Raw genomic sequence first — 15,930 nt, forward strand, 5'->3', positions numbered from 1 at the left:
AATTCATACGAAAGTATGAAAAAAACAGCTCAAATATGAGCTGTTTTTCTATAGTTTTTAGTTCATTTGTCAAGGATAGGATATATTAATATCCGTATCCGCCGCCACCCCAACAGCTACATCCGATGATGATTAGAAGGATGAATAGTACGATAAGCAAAGCAAATCCACCGCCGAAACCAGCGCAACTTCCACCATAACTCATATGTTTTCCTCCTTTTTAGTAAGTTAATCTATATGGTTCATGGACTACTATATACAGTATGTTTTTTGTACAGAAAACGAGCCAGTCTCATTTATAATTAGACAAATGCCTGTAGATTCATTAGGATTGTATGTTAGTGATTTGTAAATGAACCTTTACGTGATTCGTAATTTAGGCATAAAAAAATAAAAAATTGTAAAAAAAACCATTTTTTTATTTTTTTATGAGAGAATATGTACTATAATTTTACAAGTAATATTATGGGAAAAGGGAGTTTTAGTATAGAGATGGAGATGGGACAATTACAAAATAAAATAGAAAGCAAAAAGAAAGAGTTAATTCAACTTGTTGCGAGGCACGGATTGGATCATGATAAAGTTTTGTTATTTAGCCGAGATTTAGATATACTAATTAATAAGTTTATGAATGGAAAAGACAAAGTGCATAAATAAAAAATTTATAGTTTTTTATATTAAGATGTTTCACGGGAAGGAGAGGACAGTAATTGGAACATTTACAGGAAGAATTGTATAAACAAATAAAAGAAGAAAAAGGTACAGTTACAATTTTCTTAAAGAGTGGCGTTAGAATAGTAGGAGAAGTTGTTGGAGTAGATAAATTTACAGTTTTAATATTAGTGGATGGAAAACAACAGCTTATTTATAAGCAGGCTATATCAACAATAATGAAATAAGACACTCTTGTTGAGTGTCTTATTTCATTATTGCTTGCATGCCTCAACATCAATACCGGCAGCAATTAACTTCTTTTCTCCAACTTGCTCAATAATTTTTTGTAATTTAGATAGGAAAGAATCAAAGTTTGTATGCTTTGCTACTTGGAATGTCATTTTATGTTCAATTGGTAACCACGTATCAATATCAGCTTCGTTATGTTGGATTTTCACCTCAAGTTTATCGAGTGCATTAGCAACTTTTGCTTCGTACGTTTCTTTCGCTTCAAACTCCATCCATAAGTCATATAATTCTTCGCCGAGAGAACCTGTTAATGTTTGTTTAATATTTAAAATAGCTTCTAGTTCATTTTTTTGTTTTTGTAGTTGTAATTCGTGACTATTCATTGTATCAAAAGCAGGGATATCACCAGCTTCGGCTTCGACTATGTCGTGAATAATAACCATCTTAAGTAATTTCTCAATATTTACTTTTTGATCCAAATAAGGTTCAACTAAAATGGCCATTAGAGACATACGCCATGTATGCTCGGCAACACTTTCTTGACGTCCGTTGGAAAGCCAGCTGTGTCGCATTTCATATTTTAATTTTTCTGCTAATGCAATGACTTGTAAAATGTTGTGTTCCATCGTGAGCCTCCTCATGTTTTTATACCATAATTCTAATATAGAAATGAAATGTGTCAATTTCATGAGTATATTGCGATAAACAGATGATAAGCGTATAATACATGTTATATGTGAAAACGTATTATTAAAATAAAAAAATGTTATATGAAAATGGAAAGGAAAGGGCAGAAATATGGGAGAAAAAAATCAAGTATTAGCTAGACCACAAAGAAGAAAAAGGAAGTTTGATATTTCTAGCCCAGTGGGCATCATAGTAGGTTTCATCATAGTGATAGCGGCGATTATGCTTGGTGGCGGTGGAATAAAAGCTTTCAAAAACTTTTTAGATATTTCATCTATTTTAATTGTCATAGGGGGAACGACAGCGACAATTGTTGTGGCATATCGATTTGGAGAAATAAAAAAATATACGAAAAGTATTTTCACTGTTTTACATAGAAGAGAAGAAGATTTAGAACAGTTAACGGATTTGTTTGTTAATTTTTCTAAAAAGTCTAAAAAGAATGGCTTGCTTTCTTTAGAGGTTGATGGAGAGCAAGTAGACAATCCTTTTATTCAAAAAGGAATTCGATTAATGTTAAGCGGTTACGATGAAGATGAATTAAAAGAAGTGTTATTGAAAGATATTGAAACGGAAGTGTATGAGTTAAGAAAAGGAGCAGCATTATTAGATAAAATTGGTGATTTTGCTCCAGCTTGGGGAATGATTGGTACGTTAATCGGTCTTATCATTATGCTCCAAAACTTACAAGATACATCGCAAATTGGTACAGGGATGGCAGTTGCGATGTTAACGACATTATATGGGTCTGTACTTGCGAATATGATTGCAATCCCTCTTTCGGAAAAAGTATATCGTGGTATTGAAGATTTATATACAGAGAAGAAGTTTGTAATAGAAGCAATTTCAGAATTGTATCGTGGACAAATCCCTTCTAAATTAAAGTTGAAACTGGATACATACGTATACGAAACAAAGGTAAAAAAGGTAAAAGGAGCAGCCTAATATTTCAAGGAGTGGTATGATGAGTAAAGGACCGCAAAAGGGATCGCCTCGTTGGATGACGACTTTTACAGATTTAACGATGTTATTATTAACTTTCTTCGTATTACTAGTTGCTACATCAAAGCAAGATGCAGTAAAATTGTCAAAGATGCTTGAAAAGTTTAGTGATACGGGGCAAGTAGATGCAAAAGTAATGGAAAATACAATACCGGATATTTCACATGAAAAAAATGATGAAAAAATGATCTCAAAAAAGAGAATGGACGAATTATATAAGAAGTTAAAATCGTATGTAGATAGTAACGGTATTAGTCAAGTGAATGTATATCGAGAGGATACAGGGGTAAGCGTCGTTATAGTAGATAATTTAATATTTGATACAGGCGATGCGAACGTTAAGCCTGAAGCGAAAGGGATAATAAGTCAATTAGTTGGATTTTTTCAATCCGTACCTAACCCAATTGTTGTAGAGGGACATACAGATAGTAGACCTATTCATAACGAGAAATTCCCTTCTAATTGGGAGTTATCTTCAGCACGAGCGGCAAATATGATTCACCATTTAATTGAAGTGTATAATGTGGATGATAAAAGGCTAGCTGCGGTAGGATATGCAGACACAAAGCCAGTTGTACCAAATGATTCACCGCAAAACTGGGAAAAAAACCGTCGCGTTGTTATTTATATAAAAGAGTAGTATATTATTATTTTAATAATAAAATAATAAAAATACGAAAATTCTTTTAAAAAAATATTAAATTTTATCATTTTATTTTGTATAATGAGTGAGAATGATAAGGTGAAATATTAAGATATATTTATACATAGAAGGAGAGAATTAAAAAGAATGGCACATAAAATTTTAGTAGTAGACGATGCGATGTTTATGCGAACGATGATTAAAAACTTATTAAAAAGTAATGCTGAATTTGAAGTTATCGGCGAAGCAGAGAATGGGGTAGAAGCAATTCAAAAGTATAAAGAACTTCAACCTGATATTGTAACATTAGATATTACTATGCCAGAAATGGACGGGCTTGAAGCATTAAAAGAAATTATTAAAATTGATTCAAGTGCAAAGGTTGTTATTTGTTCTGCAATGGGACAACAAGGTATGGTATTAGATGCAATTAAGGGCGGGGCAAAAGACTTTATTGTAAAGCCATTCCAAGCGGATCGTGTAATTGAAGCTTTAACAAAAGTAGCAAATAGTTAATATAGAAGGGGTGCCACAAGGAATCAAAACAGTGATAGCGGATCGACGTGTGGCCCCCTTTTTTCTCATTATAAAACACTAAATTGTTATACATAAATGAAATGTTTGTTAGACAGGTAGGGGATAAAAATGCAAACAGATCTATTAAATATATTTTTCGAAGAGTCAGAAGAACATTTACAGTCGCTAAATGAAAATGTGCTAGTGTTAGAGCAAAATCCTGCTGATATGGATGTTGTAGGAGAAATATTCCGCTCCGCTCATACATTCAAAGGTATGTCTGCGAGTATGGAATTTACAGAGATGGCTGATTTAACGCATAAGATGGAAAATGTGTTAGATGAAATTCGTCATGGAAATATAGTTGTAAATGCGGATATTATTGATGTGATTTTTGAGTGCATTGATAATTTGGAGAAGATGGTTGCAGATGTGCAACAGGGTGGAATGGGCAATATTGATGTAGTCTCAACTAAACAGAAATTAGAAGCATTATTGAACGGCAATGTAGAAACTCCTACGGAACATATAGAGCAAAATCATATAGACAACGATGATGCAGTTTCGCATGAAGTGCATATAACAGTTGAACAGCAAGCAATTTTAAAAGCAGTACGTGCCATTATGTGTATTGAAGCATTGCAGAATGTAGGGAATATACAAAAAACAGCTCCGAGTATTGAAGAAATTGAAGCAGATGCTTTCGGATTTGAATTTACAGTATTTATGGATACTGATTGTAGTATAGAAGAATTGAAACAAGTAGTACTTCATGTTTCTGAAATTGAGAAAGTGGAAGTAAAGCAAGGAGAACCTATATCGAGGGAAGTAGCTTCTAAAAAAGTCGTTACACAAGAAGTTGTGCAAGTAGAAGGAACGCTACAACCAGCTGTGGCTACGCAGGTAGAATCACCGATAGTGGCAACGAATCAACCTAAAAGTGCTATACCAGCTAAAAGTACTACAAAAACGAAAAATGCTAAAGTGGAGAATCGTTCAATTCGTGTTCAATTAGAGAAAATCGAAAGATTAATGAATATGTTTGAAGAAAGTGTAATTGAACGTGGGCGCATTGATGAATTGGCTCAAACGATTCAAAACAAGGAGTTAATTGAACATTTAAATCGATTAGGCGATATTTCAAAAGATATTCAAAACGTACTATTAAATATGCGTATGGTGCCGATTGAAACTGTGTTCAATCGTTTCCCACGTATGGTACGTATGTTAGCGAAAGATTTAGGGAAAAAAATCGATTTACAAATTACAGGTGAAGATACTGAAGTAGATAAAATTGTTATTGATGAAATCGGTGATCCGCTCGTTCATTTAATTCGAAATGCAATCGATCACGGTGTTGAAACTGTTGAAAAACGACGTGATGCAGGTAAAAATGAGACAGGTACTATTAAATTAGAAGCCTTTCATAGTGGAAATCATGTCGTTATTCAAATTACGGATGATGGAAACGGTATTAATAAAGGGAAAGTATTAGAAAAAGCGATTAAAAATGGCGTTGTAACTGAAGCAGATGCGAATAGATTAACAGATCGTGAAGTGTTTGATCTTATTTTCCAACCAGGATTTAGTACAGCTGAAGTTGTATCAGATCTTTCTGGACGCGGTGTCGGATTAGATGTTGTAAAACATACGATTCATAGTTTAGGTGGACATTTAATTATTGATTCTGAGGAAGGAAAGGGAAGTACATTTAGAATTGAACTTCCGTTAACGTTGTCTATTATTCAATCTATGCTTGTTCAAACGAATGATAAGCGTTATGCTTTACCTCTTGGAAATATCGTTGAAGCAATTCGAATTAAGAGAGAAGACATCCAATCCTTACAAGGAAAAGATGTGTTAAATTATCGTAATCAAATTATTGAAGTGAAACATTTAAGTACTGTATTTGGTGAAAAAACAGTAGATGAGGCGTTTGCGTCATATGATGGTCAAATGGTTCCTGTGTTAATTGTTCGTAATACACATCGCAGCTATGGACTTATTGTAAACACAATTATCGGTCAAAGAGAAATAGTCTTAAAGTCATTAGGTGACTTCTTTGCAGAGAGTTCTAACTATTTCTCTGGTGCGACGATTCTCGGTGATGGACGAGTGGTCCTCATTTTAAACCCAGAAGGTTTATAATAGGAATGAAGGAAAGCTCCCCACTTGTATACAATTGGGGAGCTTTTTGGCTAATCGTTACTAATCTAATAATGGGAATACATACATATTAATTTTTTATATAATAAGTTTGCTAAAATCAAATGAGAGTTTATATTATTTGATAGAAAAACAGAAATGAGGAGGCAGGGAAAATGCCTGAGCAACACACAAAAGGGGATACGAGCACGATTGTGCTAGAAAAAGAAAATGAGCATTTAACGCCTCAAGAATGCGATATTCTTGGCGAAATTGCAAATATATCATTTGGTTCAGCTTCGACTGTATTATCAACGATTCTAAATAGGCAAGTAAGCATTACTGCTCCTCGCATAGAGTTGGTAGATTTATATGATTCAAGAGATGTCGAAGTTCCACATGTTGTATTAAACATTCATTTTACAAAAGGATTAGATATGGAAAACCTTCTTGTCCTTAAGCAAGATGTTGCATTGTCCATCGCTGATTTAATGATGATGGGAACAGGTGAAGTGGAGGACGGAAAAGAACTTGGTGAATTAGAGCTAAGTGCTGTACAAGAAGCGATGAATCAAATGATGGGATTCGCAGCTACATCTATGTCGGAATTCTTCCAAGATACAGTAGATATGTCTCCGCCGACGATTAATGTTGTAAAGTTATCAGAAGAAATGGAGAAAATCTCTGAAATCGATGGGAATCATACGATTGTTAAAGTGTCGTTTGATTTAAAGATAGATAATCTTGTAAACTCTAAACTTGTACAAATTGTTTCAGTTGAGCATGCGAAACAAATGGTCAATAAATTAATGCAATTATCTGGTGGAGTAGAAGAAAAAGACGAGACAGCAGAAGTAGTGGAAACTGAGATTGTAGAAGAAGTTGAAAAAGAGCATTTAACACAAGAAGAGAAAGATGTGCTTGGTGAAATTGCAAATATTTCAATTGGTTCCGCTTCAACAGTATTGTCAACGCTTTTAAATCAGCCAGTTACAATTAGTACACCAAATGTGGAAGCAATCAATGTTCGTCATTATGATGGAGTACCAGTGCCATTTGTTATTTTAAATGTTGACTTTGTTGAAGGGCTAAAGAATGAGAATGTATTCGTATTTACGAAAGATGTCGCCTTAACAATGGTAGATTTAATGATGATGGGAACAGGGGAAGTTAATCCGGAAAAAGAGCTTACTGAATTAGAACTGAGCGGTATTAAAGAAATTATGAACCAAATGATGGGGCACGCTGCTACGGCGATGTCAGAAATGTTCCAAGAAAAAATGGACATGACGCCGCCAAATGTTAAATTTGTAACGTTAAAAGAAGAAATGGAGTATTTGGGAGAGTCAATGGAAGTGGACGAACTCGTTCAAATTACGTTCAATCTTGAAATTGGCGATCTGCTTCAATCGAAAATGTATCAAATTTTGCCGATTTCTGAAGCGAAAGAAATGGTAAGGCGACTTCTGTATCCAATGGTGGAAGAAGAAGAGATTGCAACAGAAGAAATTAAAGAAGAAAAAATTGTAGAACCAGTTGTGCAACCAATTGAATTTAAAGAAGTAAAACAAATGGAACCAGTATATATGGACACATCCATTCTACAAAATGTAGAAATGAACGTGAAATTTGTATTTGGAAGTACAGTGAAAACGATTCAAGATATATTAAGTTTACAAGAAAATGAAGCAGTTGTACTAGATGAGGATATTGATGAACCAATTCGTATTTATGTAAATGATGTATTAGTGGCGTATGGTGAACTTGTAAATGTAGATGGATTTTTCGGAGTAAAATTGACGAAATCACTATAAGGCATTGAAATAGGAGTTTGAACTAGTAGATGAAAAACGTAAAGTTTTTTCTAATGAGTTGGCTATGCATACATGTGTGCTTGTTCTTCCCCTTGCAAAGTCAGGCTGAGGAACAAATTGAGCCAGATCAAAAAATAAATGAAGTGAATGTACAAGAAGAAAATAAGGAATCTCAAGAACCGCCAGAGCAAGTGGAAACGAGACAAGATGAAGAGAAACAAAAAGAAGAGAAACAAAAAGAAGCAGAACAACAAGAAGTAGCAAATAAACAATTGAGTGAAAGAAAGATAGAAACAGAACAGGGAATTATTACAGTAAATAAGCTGGAGCTTAAAGTTGGCGAAGAGGTGCGAATTGCTGTAGAACCAAATGGGAAAAACATTCAAAGTATGAAAGGTATATTGCAGTTACAAAAAAATGGCGAGCAATATGCGCAAGAAAGAATGTTATCTTTTGAGTATGATGAAGAAACGAAGAGCTGGGTTGCTAACTATAAAGCAGGGGATTTTGATTTGCAAGGTGATTGGAATCTTCAGCTCGTTCAAAGTTACAAAGAGAATGAGAAAGAAGAGCTCATAAAAAATGAAGTGAAAGTCCCGCTCATTCGTATTAAAAATGAAACGCCAACTATAGATAAAGAATTGCCAAAGTTACAGAAAGTTACTATTGATGAAGTAAAGGAGAACTTAGTTGAACGAAAACAGGGAGATTCTATACATATACGAGTAAAAGCGTCGGATATAGAATCAGTTGTAAAAGAAGTGCGCGTTACATTAAAAGGGAAAGAAAATAAAGAGCTTTCCTTTTTATTAGACTACAACAAGCATGATATGGATTGGCAAAAAGTATTTGAAATAACAGAAGCATTGCCGGCTGGGCCATATGAATTACTTGTAGAGATAATAGATGCAGCAGGTAATAAACTTGTTGAGGAAAGTGAATATACCATTTCTGTTTTGGCGCCAAAAAACGAAGATGATAAAAAGATAGAAGAGAAAGAGAAAGAGAAAGAGAAAGAAGAAAAATTAGATAATAAACTAGAAAATGAATTAGAAGATAAGAAAGAAAATGAGAAGCAAGAAATTCCGAAAGTCAAAAACCCGCTTCCAGAAGAAAATTTGCCAGTTGTTCAAATTCCGAAGCAAGATGAGATAGTAAATAAGTTTATAAAAGAACCGTTGAAAGAGAAAGAGGAATTTACTTACGTTATAAAAGAGCCGTTCGAAGACAACAAGGAAGTACATAAGGCGAAGGACCGAAAAGAGAAAAATAACAAACAAGTTGCCTCTAAAAAGAAAGAACAAAAAGAAGAACCGAAAGACAAGAAAGAAGAAAAAGGTGAACAGGGAGTGCAAGCTTCTGATGTGTTTACTATCATGTCAGGTTTATTCGTACTGTTTTTAGTTTTAAAGAGTAATAAAGAATGGGGCTAATTATTTCATAGTAGTGGAGGCGCTTAAATGGAGATTAAACGTACGACAATTGAAGATAAGGCGTTACAACCATTAAAACAGCCTGCAGCTATTTCGGAGCATGAAATCCAGAAAGAACGAAAGCGTAGCAATTTAGTCTTTACTGGACAGTCTAAAATTATTTCGAAAAATAATGAAATAGGTATTTTACTTGCAAGTTTAAGTGATGGAAAGATTATGAAGGAAATGCTTTCTAAAGAGATGGATACAGTGTTACAACTTTTTAAAAAGTTACACACGTTATCTGGAGAAGGAAAGCAATCAGAAAAAGTATTTGAACAAGTAATTAGAAGCCTGCAAGGACTTATTAAGCAGGCGCATATAAAAGAACTTCCTTTGTTAGATGGAACATATGATTTCGCTGAAGTACAACTATCATTTGGTAGAAAAGTACATATTCCGTTATTAGATGTGAGTGCACTTATCTCTAGAGTGGAAAGTGATTCTTCAGAAGGAAATATAAATTTGATGGTAACGGTTATTACTGCTTATATAACGAAATTGTCTAACGAAACAATTTTAATTAGCGTTACAGACCGCATTGCTAAAGATCGGGATGTAAGTGTATGGAGAGCGCTTGCGGAAATGAACATGACACAATTGTCACAGGTGTTGAAACATACGGTGCAAGAACATAAATGGTCTATGACGTTTCTTTTTCTCTTTATATGGATTGTCGGTATTATTTTAATTCGAGTTATGTAAAAAGGTCGTCACTATATTGTGACGACTTCTTTTATATTTTTTCGTAGAAGAATGTATCAAATCGCTGAAGATTGTAACGTTCGGGTGTTAAAATTTGTTCCGTACTACCAACAAATAGTACACCGCCTTTTCGTAAAGAACGACTAAATTTTTCATAAAGTTTTACTCTTGCTTCTTCTGTAAAATAAATCATTACGTTACGACAAATAATCAAATCATAATTTGTATCGAACGACTGCATTAAAAGGTCGTGCTGTTTGAACGTAACGTTTTGTTTAATGTTTTGATGCAATGAATATATATCATTCTCTTTTGTGAAATGACGTTCTTTCAAATCATTAGGTAATTCCTTCAGAGAACGTTCTGTATATTGACCGCGTTTTGCGGTTTCTAAAATATGAAAATCAAGATCTGTTGCTTGAATTTCAAAACGAAATGGAGCTAGATGCTTTGATAAAATTAAAGAGAGTGTGTACGGTTCTTCACCAGCAGCGCAAGCGGCACTCCATACCTTTAATTTTCCGCTATTTTGTTCGAGTAATTTTGGTAGTGCTTTCGACTCTAAAGTTTGCCAGCGTTCTTTATTTCTAAAAAACTCTGAAACGTTAATTGTAATATAGTCAATAAAATTTAAGAATAAATTTTGATCAGCGCGTAATTTGTTTAAAAAATTAGTGTAGTTTTCGAAGCCTTTTCTCGAAATGAAAGCATCGATTCTACGGCGCATTCTATCTTGTTTATATGAAGCGATGTCCATATTGAATTGTTGTTTAAAACTCGCGATAAAATGATCATAATCTTGTTCAATTATCATATTTACAATGGGCACAATAATGATATTGTGCCTCCCCCTTTACATCATACGAATTTTTTGTTCAAAGCTTTTTTTCATTTGCTTTTCATGTAATCCTGGTAAATCATAAATGACAGCATCAATACCTGCTTCTTTTGCAACATCGACAGGGATGACAGATGTATGTTTGTCCCCATTATAAAAACAGAGAACTAAATCAGTGTCTTCAATAATTTGTTTAACAAAAAACATATAATCTGATCGGTAAATGGAGTCAGAAGGATGATCGAAAGCAACATATTCGGCTCCGTGTTTTTTTAAGTAATCAACGACTTCTTGAAATTCATCTGTTATTGCTTGCAATGGTTGCAGCGTGTAAAGGCATAAATTTTGAGCGAGTCTTTCATTCTCAACGAAAAAACGAAGAACCTCATTTTCAATAGATTTATAACATAATATGTAAATTTTATGTTTGTGAGCATAGTCAGTTAAAAATTTTTTAATTTCTTCTTGATCTAATGCTGTTAATTGATTTGAACCACAAAGGAAAATATTCATAGAATTGTGCCACCTCATGCTAAATTGTAACATATCTTTTATAAAAAATAACTGCAAAATATTACTGTTCAGAGTATAATTATAAATAACTGGATTTTACGATTAAGTTTAGGAAGAAATAAAAAAATAAATAGGTGATATATATGCTACGTTCTATCTCGCATAATCCAATTTTATCGCATATACCGCCTGCTACTCAAATGCCGAAAGAAGCAAATGTCAGGACAGGACTTGCATTTTCGGATAATTTGCATGCAGATCCGAAAAAAGATAAATTACTAGAACAAATGGAAGCGTTTGTCGATAATATTGGAGAAATTAAAGAGAAAATTGAAATGGAATTAACGCTTGATAATGTAATGGAATACAAAAATACAGTAAAATCATTTTTGAATTTCTACGTTGATAATGTATTGCAGTATAAAGATGTCATGTCTCGTCACCCGCGTTACGGATATTCACAGAAAATGACGATTGTGAAACAGGCAGAAATGGGATTGAATGAATTAGAAGATGTGATGAATTTAATTAATACGAAAACAGGACATTTAGAAATGTTAAATCAAATTGGAGAAATCCATGGTTTAATTGTGAATTTAGTCTTGTAAAAGGAAGGAAGCTATATGTACATACAATTATATGAAAAACTCGTTATTATTCAAAAAGCGTATGAAAATATTCAAGCGCTTGGAGAGCAAATATATGAGAATTTAAAAAATAAAAATGTAAATGCAGTTCAAAAGTTACAAGTAGAGCAATTGCAGTACATTGATGGTTTAAAAGGGTTATCAAGCTCATTTGAAGAAATGGTTGTTCATTTCTGTAAAGAACAAGGAGTTGAATCGTTTCGTGTAAGTGCGTTATTTTCGTATTTTTCTCAAGAAGAAATTGAAAAAATGGAAGAATTACAAAAAAACGTAACTGAATTAGAAGAGAATGTAAAAATGATTCTTTTGAAAAATCAATATTACTTAAACGTACTATTAAAAACTACAGAAAGTATTGTGGATTCTGTTTCTGAATATAACTTAGAGCGAAACAATAATTCGCAAATCTTTATGAACGAACTATTGTAAAGGAGAAGTGAAGCTTTATGAGATTATCTGATTATAATACACCGCTATCAGGCATGTTAGCGGCTCAAATGGGGTTACAAACAACGAAACAAAACTTGTCTAACATTCATACACCGGGTTATGTGCGTCAAATGGTGAATTACGGATCTGTTGGAGCAAGCAATGGTCATACGCCAGAACAGAGAATTGGTTACGGTGTACAAACGCTAGGTGTTGACCGTATTACTGATGAGGTAAAGACGAAGCAGTTTAATGATCAATTATCTCAGCTCTCTTACTATAACTACATGAATTCGACTTTATCACGTGTAGAGTCTATGGTTGGAACGACAGGAAAGAATTCATTATCTAGTTTAATGGACGGTTTCTTTAATGCCTTTCGTGAAGTGGCGAAAAATCCAGAACAACCAAACTACTACGATACATTAATTTCTGAAACTGGGAAGTTCACAAGTCAAGTGAATCGTCTTGCGAAAAACTTAGATACAGTGGAAGCACAGACGGCAGAAGATATTGAAGCGCATGTTAATGAATTTAATCGTCTTGCTGCTAGTTTAGCAGAAGCGAATCATAAAATTGGACAAGCAGGTACACAAGTGCCGAATCAACTTTTAGACGAACGAGATCGCATCGTTACAGAGATGTCTAAGTATGCAAATATAGAAGTATCTTATGAATCTATGAATCCTAATATCGCGAGTGTTAGAATGAATGGTATTTTAACAGTAAATGGACAAGATACATATCCACTTCAATTAAATAAAGAAAAAGACCCAATGTCAGTTGAGATTTACGGTTCAGAAATCAATGTAACTAGCGGAGCGATAAAATCAGCGATTGACACGAAAGCGAAGATTGTTGATTATAAAAAAAATCTTGAAGACTTAATGAGTTCAGTGAAAAATCAAGTGAATACAGTGATGGGAAAAGATTTCTTCGTTGGAGATCATGCGAAAGATATGAAGTTAAATCCAGAATTTCAAAAAGATATTTCGAAAATGAAAATATCTGCTGAAACAGCAAATAAACTAGCAGCAATTACAGATGGAGATTATAAAGAAGGTCTTTCTTATAAACAAGCATTAGACCAATTTATAGTTCGTGTTGCATCTGATAAAAGTGCAGTAAATGCTTATCAAAAAATTCATGGGGACTTATTAGAAGGCATTCAGCAAGAAAAGATGAGCGTTGAAGGGGTAAATATGGAAGAGGAAATGGTAAATTTAATGGCCTTCCAAAAATATTTCGTGGCGAACTCTAAAGCTATTACTACGATGAATGAAGTGTTTGATAGTCTATTTTCGATTATTCGATAAGTGATAGTAATTGATTGAAAATATATAAGGAGGAGATAGAAATGAGAGTATCTACATTTCAAAATGCAAACTGGGCAAAGAATCAGTTAATGGATTTGAACGTGCAACAGCAATATCATCGAAATCAAGTAACTTCAGGGAAGAAAAACCTTCTTATGAGTGAAGATCCACTTGCGGCAAGTAAGTCATTTGCGATTCAACATTCATTGGCGAATATGGAGCAAATGCAAAAAGATATAGCGGATTCGAAAAATGTATTAACACAAACTGAAAATACTTTACAAGGTGTTTTGAAATCTTTAACAAGAGCAGATCAATTAACAGTACAAGCATTAAGTGAACAAAATGGTGAAAAAGAATTGAAAGCCATCGGTGCAGAGATTGATCAAATTTTAAAACAAGTTGTATATTTAGCAAATACGAAAGAGCAAGGCCGTTATATTTTCGGTGGGGATAGTGCAGAGAAGCCACCATTTACAGAAGATGGTACGTATCAAGGTGGACAAAATGATGTGAACTGGCAACTAAATGACGGTTATGAATTCAAAGCGTTCCGTAACGGAGAAGCGTTATTATCACCAGTTATAAAAACGTTAAAACAGATGAGCGAAGCGATGCAAAAAGGTGACCAAAAAGCATTACAACCGTTATTAGGAGAAAATAAGAAAAACTTAGATGGTATCATTAACCGTACAACTGAAGTTGGTTCAACAATGAACACAATGGAAACATTTAAAACAATTTTAAGCGAGCAAAATTTAGCGCTTCAAGAAAACCGTAAAGAAATTGAGGATGTCGATTTAGCGGTCGCAATTTCTGACTTAGCATATATAAATGCAACGTATGAAGCGACGCTTAAAGCAGTTAGTACGATGAGTAAAACGAGCATTTTAGATTATATGTAAACGAATAAGGAGTGATACAACATGGCAGGAACATTAACAGGTATTGGCGGCAGACAACAAATTTGGAACCTAGGAAATAATATGATTGATACTTCTAATCTTGTAGAACTAGAATTGCAAGCATTAAATATGAAAAAAACACCGTATACAACGGAAAAACAACAACTTACACAAGATAAACAATTATATACAAGTTTAAAAACAGAATTTAGTTCTTTTACACAAACATTTAAAAACTTAGCATCATTTAAAGGGAATGAAAAAAAAGTTACAACAACACAGGATGGCTATATTAATGTAATAGCTGATGGCGGAGCAATCTCAGGAACATTCAATATGACAATTAAGCAACTTGCGCAACGCCATCAAATTGCTTCAAATGATATTAAAATTGATGAAAAATTACCTGCAGAAGAAACATTGGAAATTAATGGGAAACTACTTAAAGTAACAACGGAAATGACTTATAAGGACTTAATTAATAAAATTAATGATGGTGACTATGGTGTTTCTGCATATACGCTTGGTGGCAAAGTATTTATGTCTGCTAAAAAAGAGGGAATGGGAGGCGAAATTAAGTTTACAAGTGAAAAATCTGATTTGTTCCAAAAAATGGGCTTATCTACAGTGGATGGTAAAGCAGTGAACGTCGTTAATGAAGCACAGGATGCAATATACAGTATTAATGGCATTGAAGGAAAAAGTGCTAGTAATACAATTGAAACACTCCCTGGTGTAAAAGTGGAGTTATTAAAAGTAACTGAATCGAAGGTATCGGACGGTGGAACTGGTACAGACACAAAAGGAATAGATTTAAAATTTACAGTAAGTGATTCAAACGTAACAGAAGCATCCAACCTTATAAAAAAAATGGTGGCAGATTATAATAAAGCGGTTTCTACAGTAGATCTTTTTGCTGGAAAAGATGGAGCCTTCCAGGGACAAGTAATTATGCAAAGTATACGCCAAGTAATGAATAGTGTTGTAACATTTTCTCAAGATGATAATTATTTATTTACTTTTGGTATCCAAATAAAGCAGGATGGGACATTAGAAGTCGATGATGAAACTCTAACAAAGGCATTAAAAGAAAAGCCAGATACAGCTAAACAATTTTTCTTTAGCTCAAATGGTTTAGGAAAAATGATGGAAGCCCCGCTTGAAAAGCTTTTCGGTGATAAAGGTGTCGTTGGGGAACGAGTAAAGAGTATAGATTCGCGTGTAAGTGATTTAGATAGAAAAATTAGCGATATTGATATGCAAAATAAACAAAAACAAGATGAAATTGTGAAAAAGTATCAAAAACTAGAAAGTACATTAGCAGCGCTTGATAGCCAACTAAAAACAATTAAAGCAATGACAAAACAAAAAAGTGATGATTAATGAAATCTAAGG

Annotated in this window: 18 protein-coding genes; 14 read left to right on the forward strand and 4 right to left on the reverse strand. The window is 33.7% G+C overall.

The features are described 5' to 3' along the window. Positions 1–85: 85 nt before the first annotated feature. Positions 86–205: a YjcZ family sporulation protein gene (locus tag C4S65_RS18645; protein ID WP_000120179.1), complete on the reverse strand. Its 120-nt coding sequence runs from the start codon at positions 203–205 to the stop codon at positions 86–88. Between the two features lie 233 nt (positions 206–438). Here C4S65_RS18645 and C4S65_RS18650 point away from each other — a divergent pair, with 233 nt between their 5' ends. Together C4S65_RS18650 and hfq are read left to right on the forward strand one after the other, a co-directional pair. Next, positions 439–657: an aspartyl-phosphate phosphatase Spo0E family protein gene (locus C4S65_RS18650; RefSeq protein ID WP_061666856.1), complete on the forward strand. Its 219-nt coding sequence runs from the start codon at positions 439–441 to the stop codon at positions 655–657. Between the two features lie 53 nt (positions 658–710). Then, complete coding sequence (gene hfq / locus C4S65_RS18655) at positions 711–899, forward strand: RNA chaperone Hfq (protein WP_000400665.1); 189 nt, start codon at positions 711–713, stop codon at positions 897–899. Between the two features lie 27 nt (positions 900–926). On the opposite strand, the gene C4S65_RS18660 is transcribed toward hfq, so the two are convergent. Next, entirely contained in the window at positions 927–1,529 is a 603-nt protein-coding gene (locus C4S65_RS18660) for an HD domain-containing protein (RefSeq protein ID WP_098838400.1), read from the reverse strand. Positions 1,530–1,701: 172 nt separating this feature from the next. On the opposite strand from C4S65_RS18660, the gene C4S65_RS18665 reads away from it, so the two are divergent. From C4S65_RS18665 to C4S65_RS18695, 7 genes are all read left to right on the forward strand, one after another. Beyond that, positions 1,702–2,535, forward strand: coding sequence for a MotA/TolQ/ExbB proton channel family protein (locus tag C4S65_RS18665; RefSeq protein ID WP_098838401.1), 834 nt, complete (start codon positions 1,702–1,704; stop codon positions 2,533–2,535). 19 nt (positions 2,536–2,554) lie between these two features. Then, positions 2,555–3,232, forward strand: coding sequence for an OmpA family protein (locus tag C4S65_RS18670; RefSeq protein WP_098838402.1), 678 nt, complete (start codon positions 2,555–2,557; stop codon positions 3,230–3,232). Between the two features lie 150 nt (positions 3,233–3,382). Then, on the forward strand, positions 3,383–3,751 hold the full coding sequence (locus C4S65_RS18675) for a response regulator (protein ID WP_000940568.1): 369 nt from the start codon (positions 3,383–3,385) through the stop codon (positions 3,749–3,751). 129 nt (positions 3,752–3,880) lie between these two features. Continuing rightward, positions 3,881–5,899, forward strand: coding sequence for a chemotaxis protein CheA (locus C4S65_RS18680; RefSeq protein WP_088114211.1), 2,019 nt, complete (start codon positions 3,881–3,883; stop codon positions 5,897–5,899). A 173-nt stretch (positions 5,900–6,072) separates the two neighbouring features. Next, complete coding sequence (locus tag C4S65_RS18685) at positions 6,073–7,710, forward strand: flagellar motor switch protein (RefSeq protein WP_098838403.1); 1,638 nt, start codon at positions 6,073–6,075, stop codon at positions 7,708–7,710. Positions 7,711–7,739: 29 nt separating this feature from the next. Beyond that, positions 7,740–9,143: a transglycosylase gene (locus tag C4S65_RS18690; protein ID WP_103945386.1), complete on the forward strand. Its 1,404-nt coding sequence runs from the start codon at positions 7,740–7,742 to the stop codon at positions 9,141–9,143. 27 nt (positions 9,144–9,170) lie between these two features. Beyond that, positions 9,171–9,887 carry a hypothetical protein gene (locus C4S65_RS18695; protein WP_098838405.1) on the forward strand — a complete coding sequence of 239 codons (717 nt, stop codon included), beginning with the start codon at positions 9,171–9,173 and terminating at the stop codon, positions 9,885–9,887. 31 nt (positions 9,888–9,918) lie between these two features. Here C4S65_RS18695 and cheR read toward each other — a convergent pair whose 3' ends face one another. Both cheR and C4S65_RS18705 read right to left on the reverse strand, forming a co-directional pair. Further along, complete coding sequence (gene cheR, locus C4S65_RS18700) at positions 9,919–10,701, reverse strand: protein-glutamate O-methyltransferase CheR (protein WP_000582875.1); 783 nt, start codon at positions 10,699–10,701, stop codon at positions 9,919–9,921. Positions 10,702–10,740: 39 nt separating this feature from the next. Further along, positions 10,741–11,238, reverse strand: a complete 498-nt coding sequence (locus C4S65_RS18705; protein WP_001020110.1) for a flagellar motor switch protein FliG — start codon at positions 11,236–11,238, stop codon at positions 10,741–10,743. 143 nt (positions 11,239–11,381) lie between these two features. Here C4S65_RS18705 and C4S65_RS18710 point away from each other — a divergent pair, with 143 nt between their 5' ends. From C4S65_RS18710 to C4S65_RS18730, 5 genes are read left to right on the forward strand one after another with little or no spacing between them, the layout of a single operon-like run. After that, complete coding sequence (locus tag C4S65_RS18710) at positions 11,382–11,846, forward strand: YaaR family protein (protein ID WP_000946323.1); 465 nt, start codon at positions 11,382–11,384, stop codon at positions 11,844–11,846. 15 nt (positions 11,847–11,861) lie between these two features. Beyond that, positions 11,862–12,314 (forward strand): hypothetical protein, encoded by a 453-nt coding sequence (locus tag C4S65_RS18715; RefSeq protein WP_098223387.1) that lies wholly within the window; start codon positions 11,862–11,864, stop codon positions 12,312–12,314. Between the two features lie 17 nt (positions 12,315–12,331). Further along, complete coding sequence (gene flgK / locus C4S65_RS18720) at positions 12,332–13,630, forward strand: flagellar hook-associated protein FlgK (protein WP_098838406.1); 1,299 nt, start codon at positions 12,332–12,334, stop codon at positions 13,628–13,630. A 41-nt stretch (positions 13,631–13,671) separates the two neighbouring features. Next, on the forward strand, positions 13,672–14,535 hold the full coding sequence (locus tag C4S65_RS18725) for a flagellar hook-associated protein 3 (RefSeq protein WP_098532928.1): 864 nt from the start codon (positions 13,672–13,674) through the stop codon (positions 14,533–14,535). Between the two features lie 21 nt (positions 14,536–14,556). Further along, positions 14,557–15,918: a flagellar hook-associated protein 2 gene (locus C4S65_RS18730; RefSeq protein ID WP_098838407.1), complete on the forward strand. Its 1,362-nt coding sequence runs from the start codon at positions 14,557–14,559 to the stop codon at positions 15,916–15,918. Positions 15,919–15,930: the final 12 nt, after the last annotated feature.

The sequence above is a fragment of the Bacillus sp. ok061 genome (assembly GCF_900108285.1).
Lineage (GTDB): Bacteria > Bacillota > Bacilli > Bacillales > Bacillaceae_G > Bacillus_A > Bacillus_A thuringiensis_S.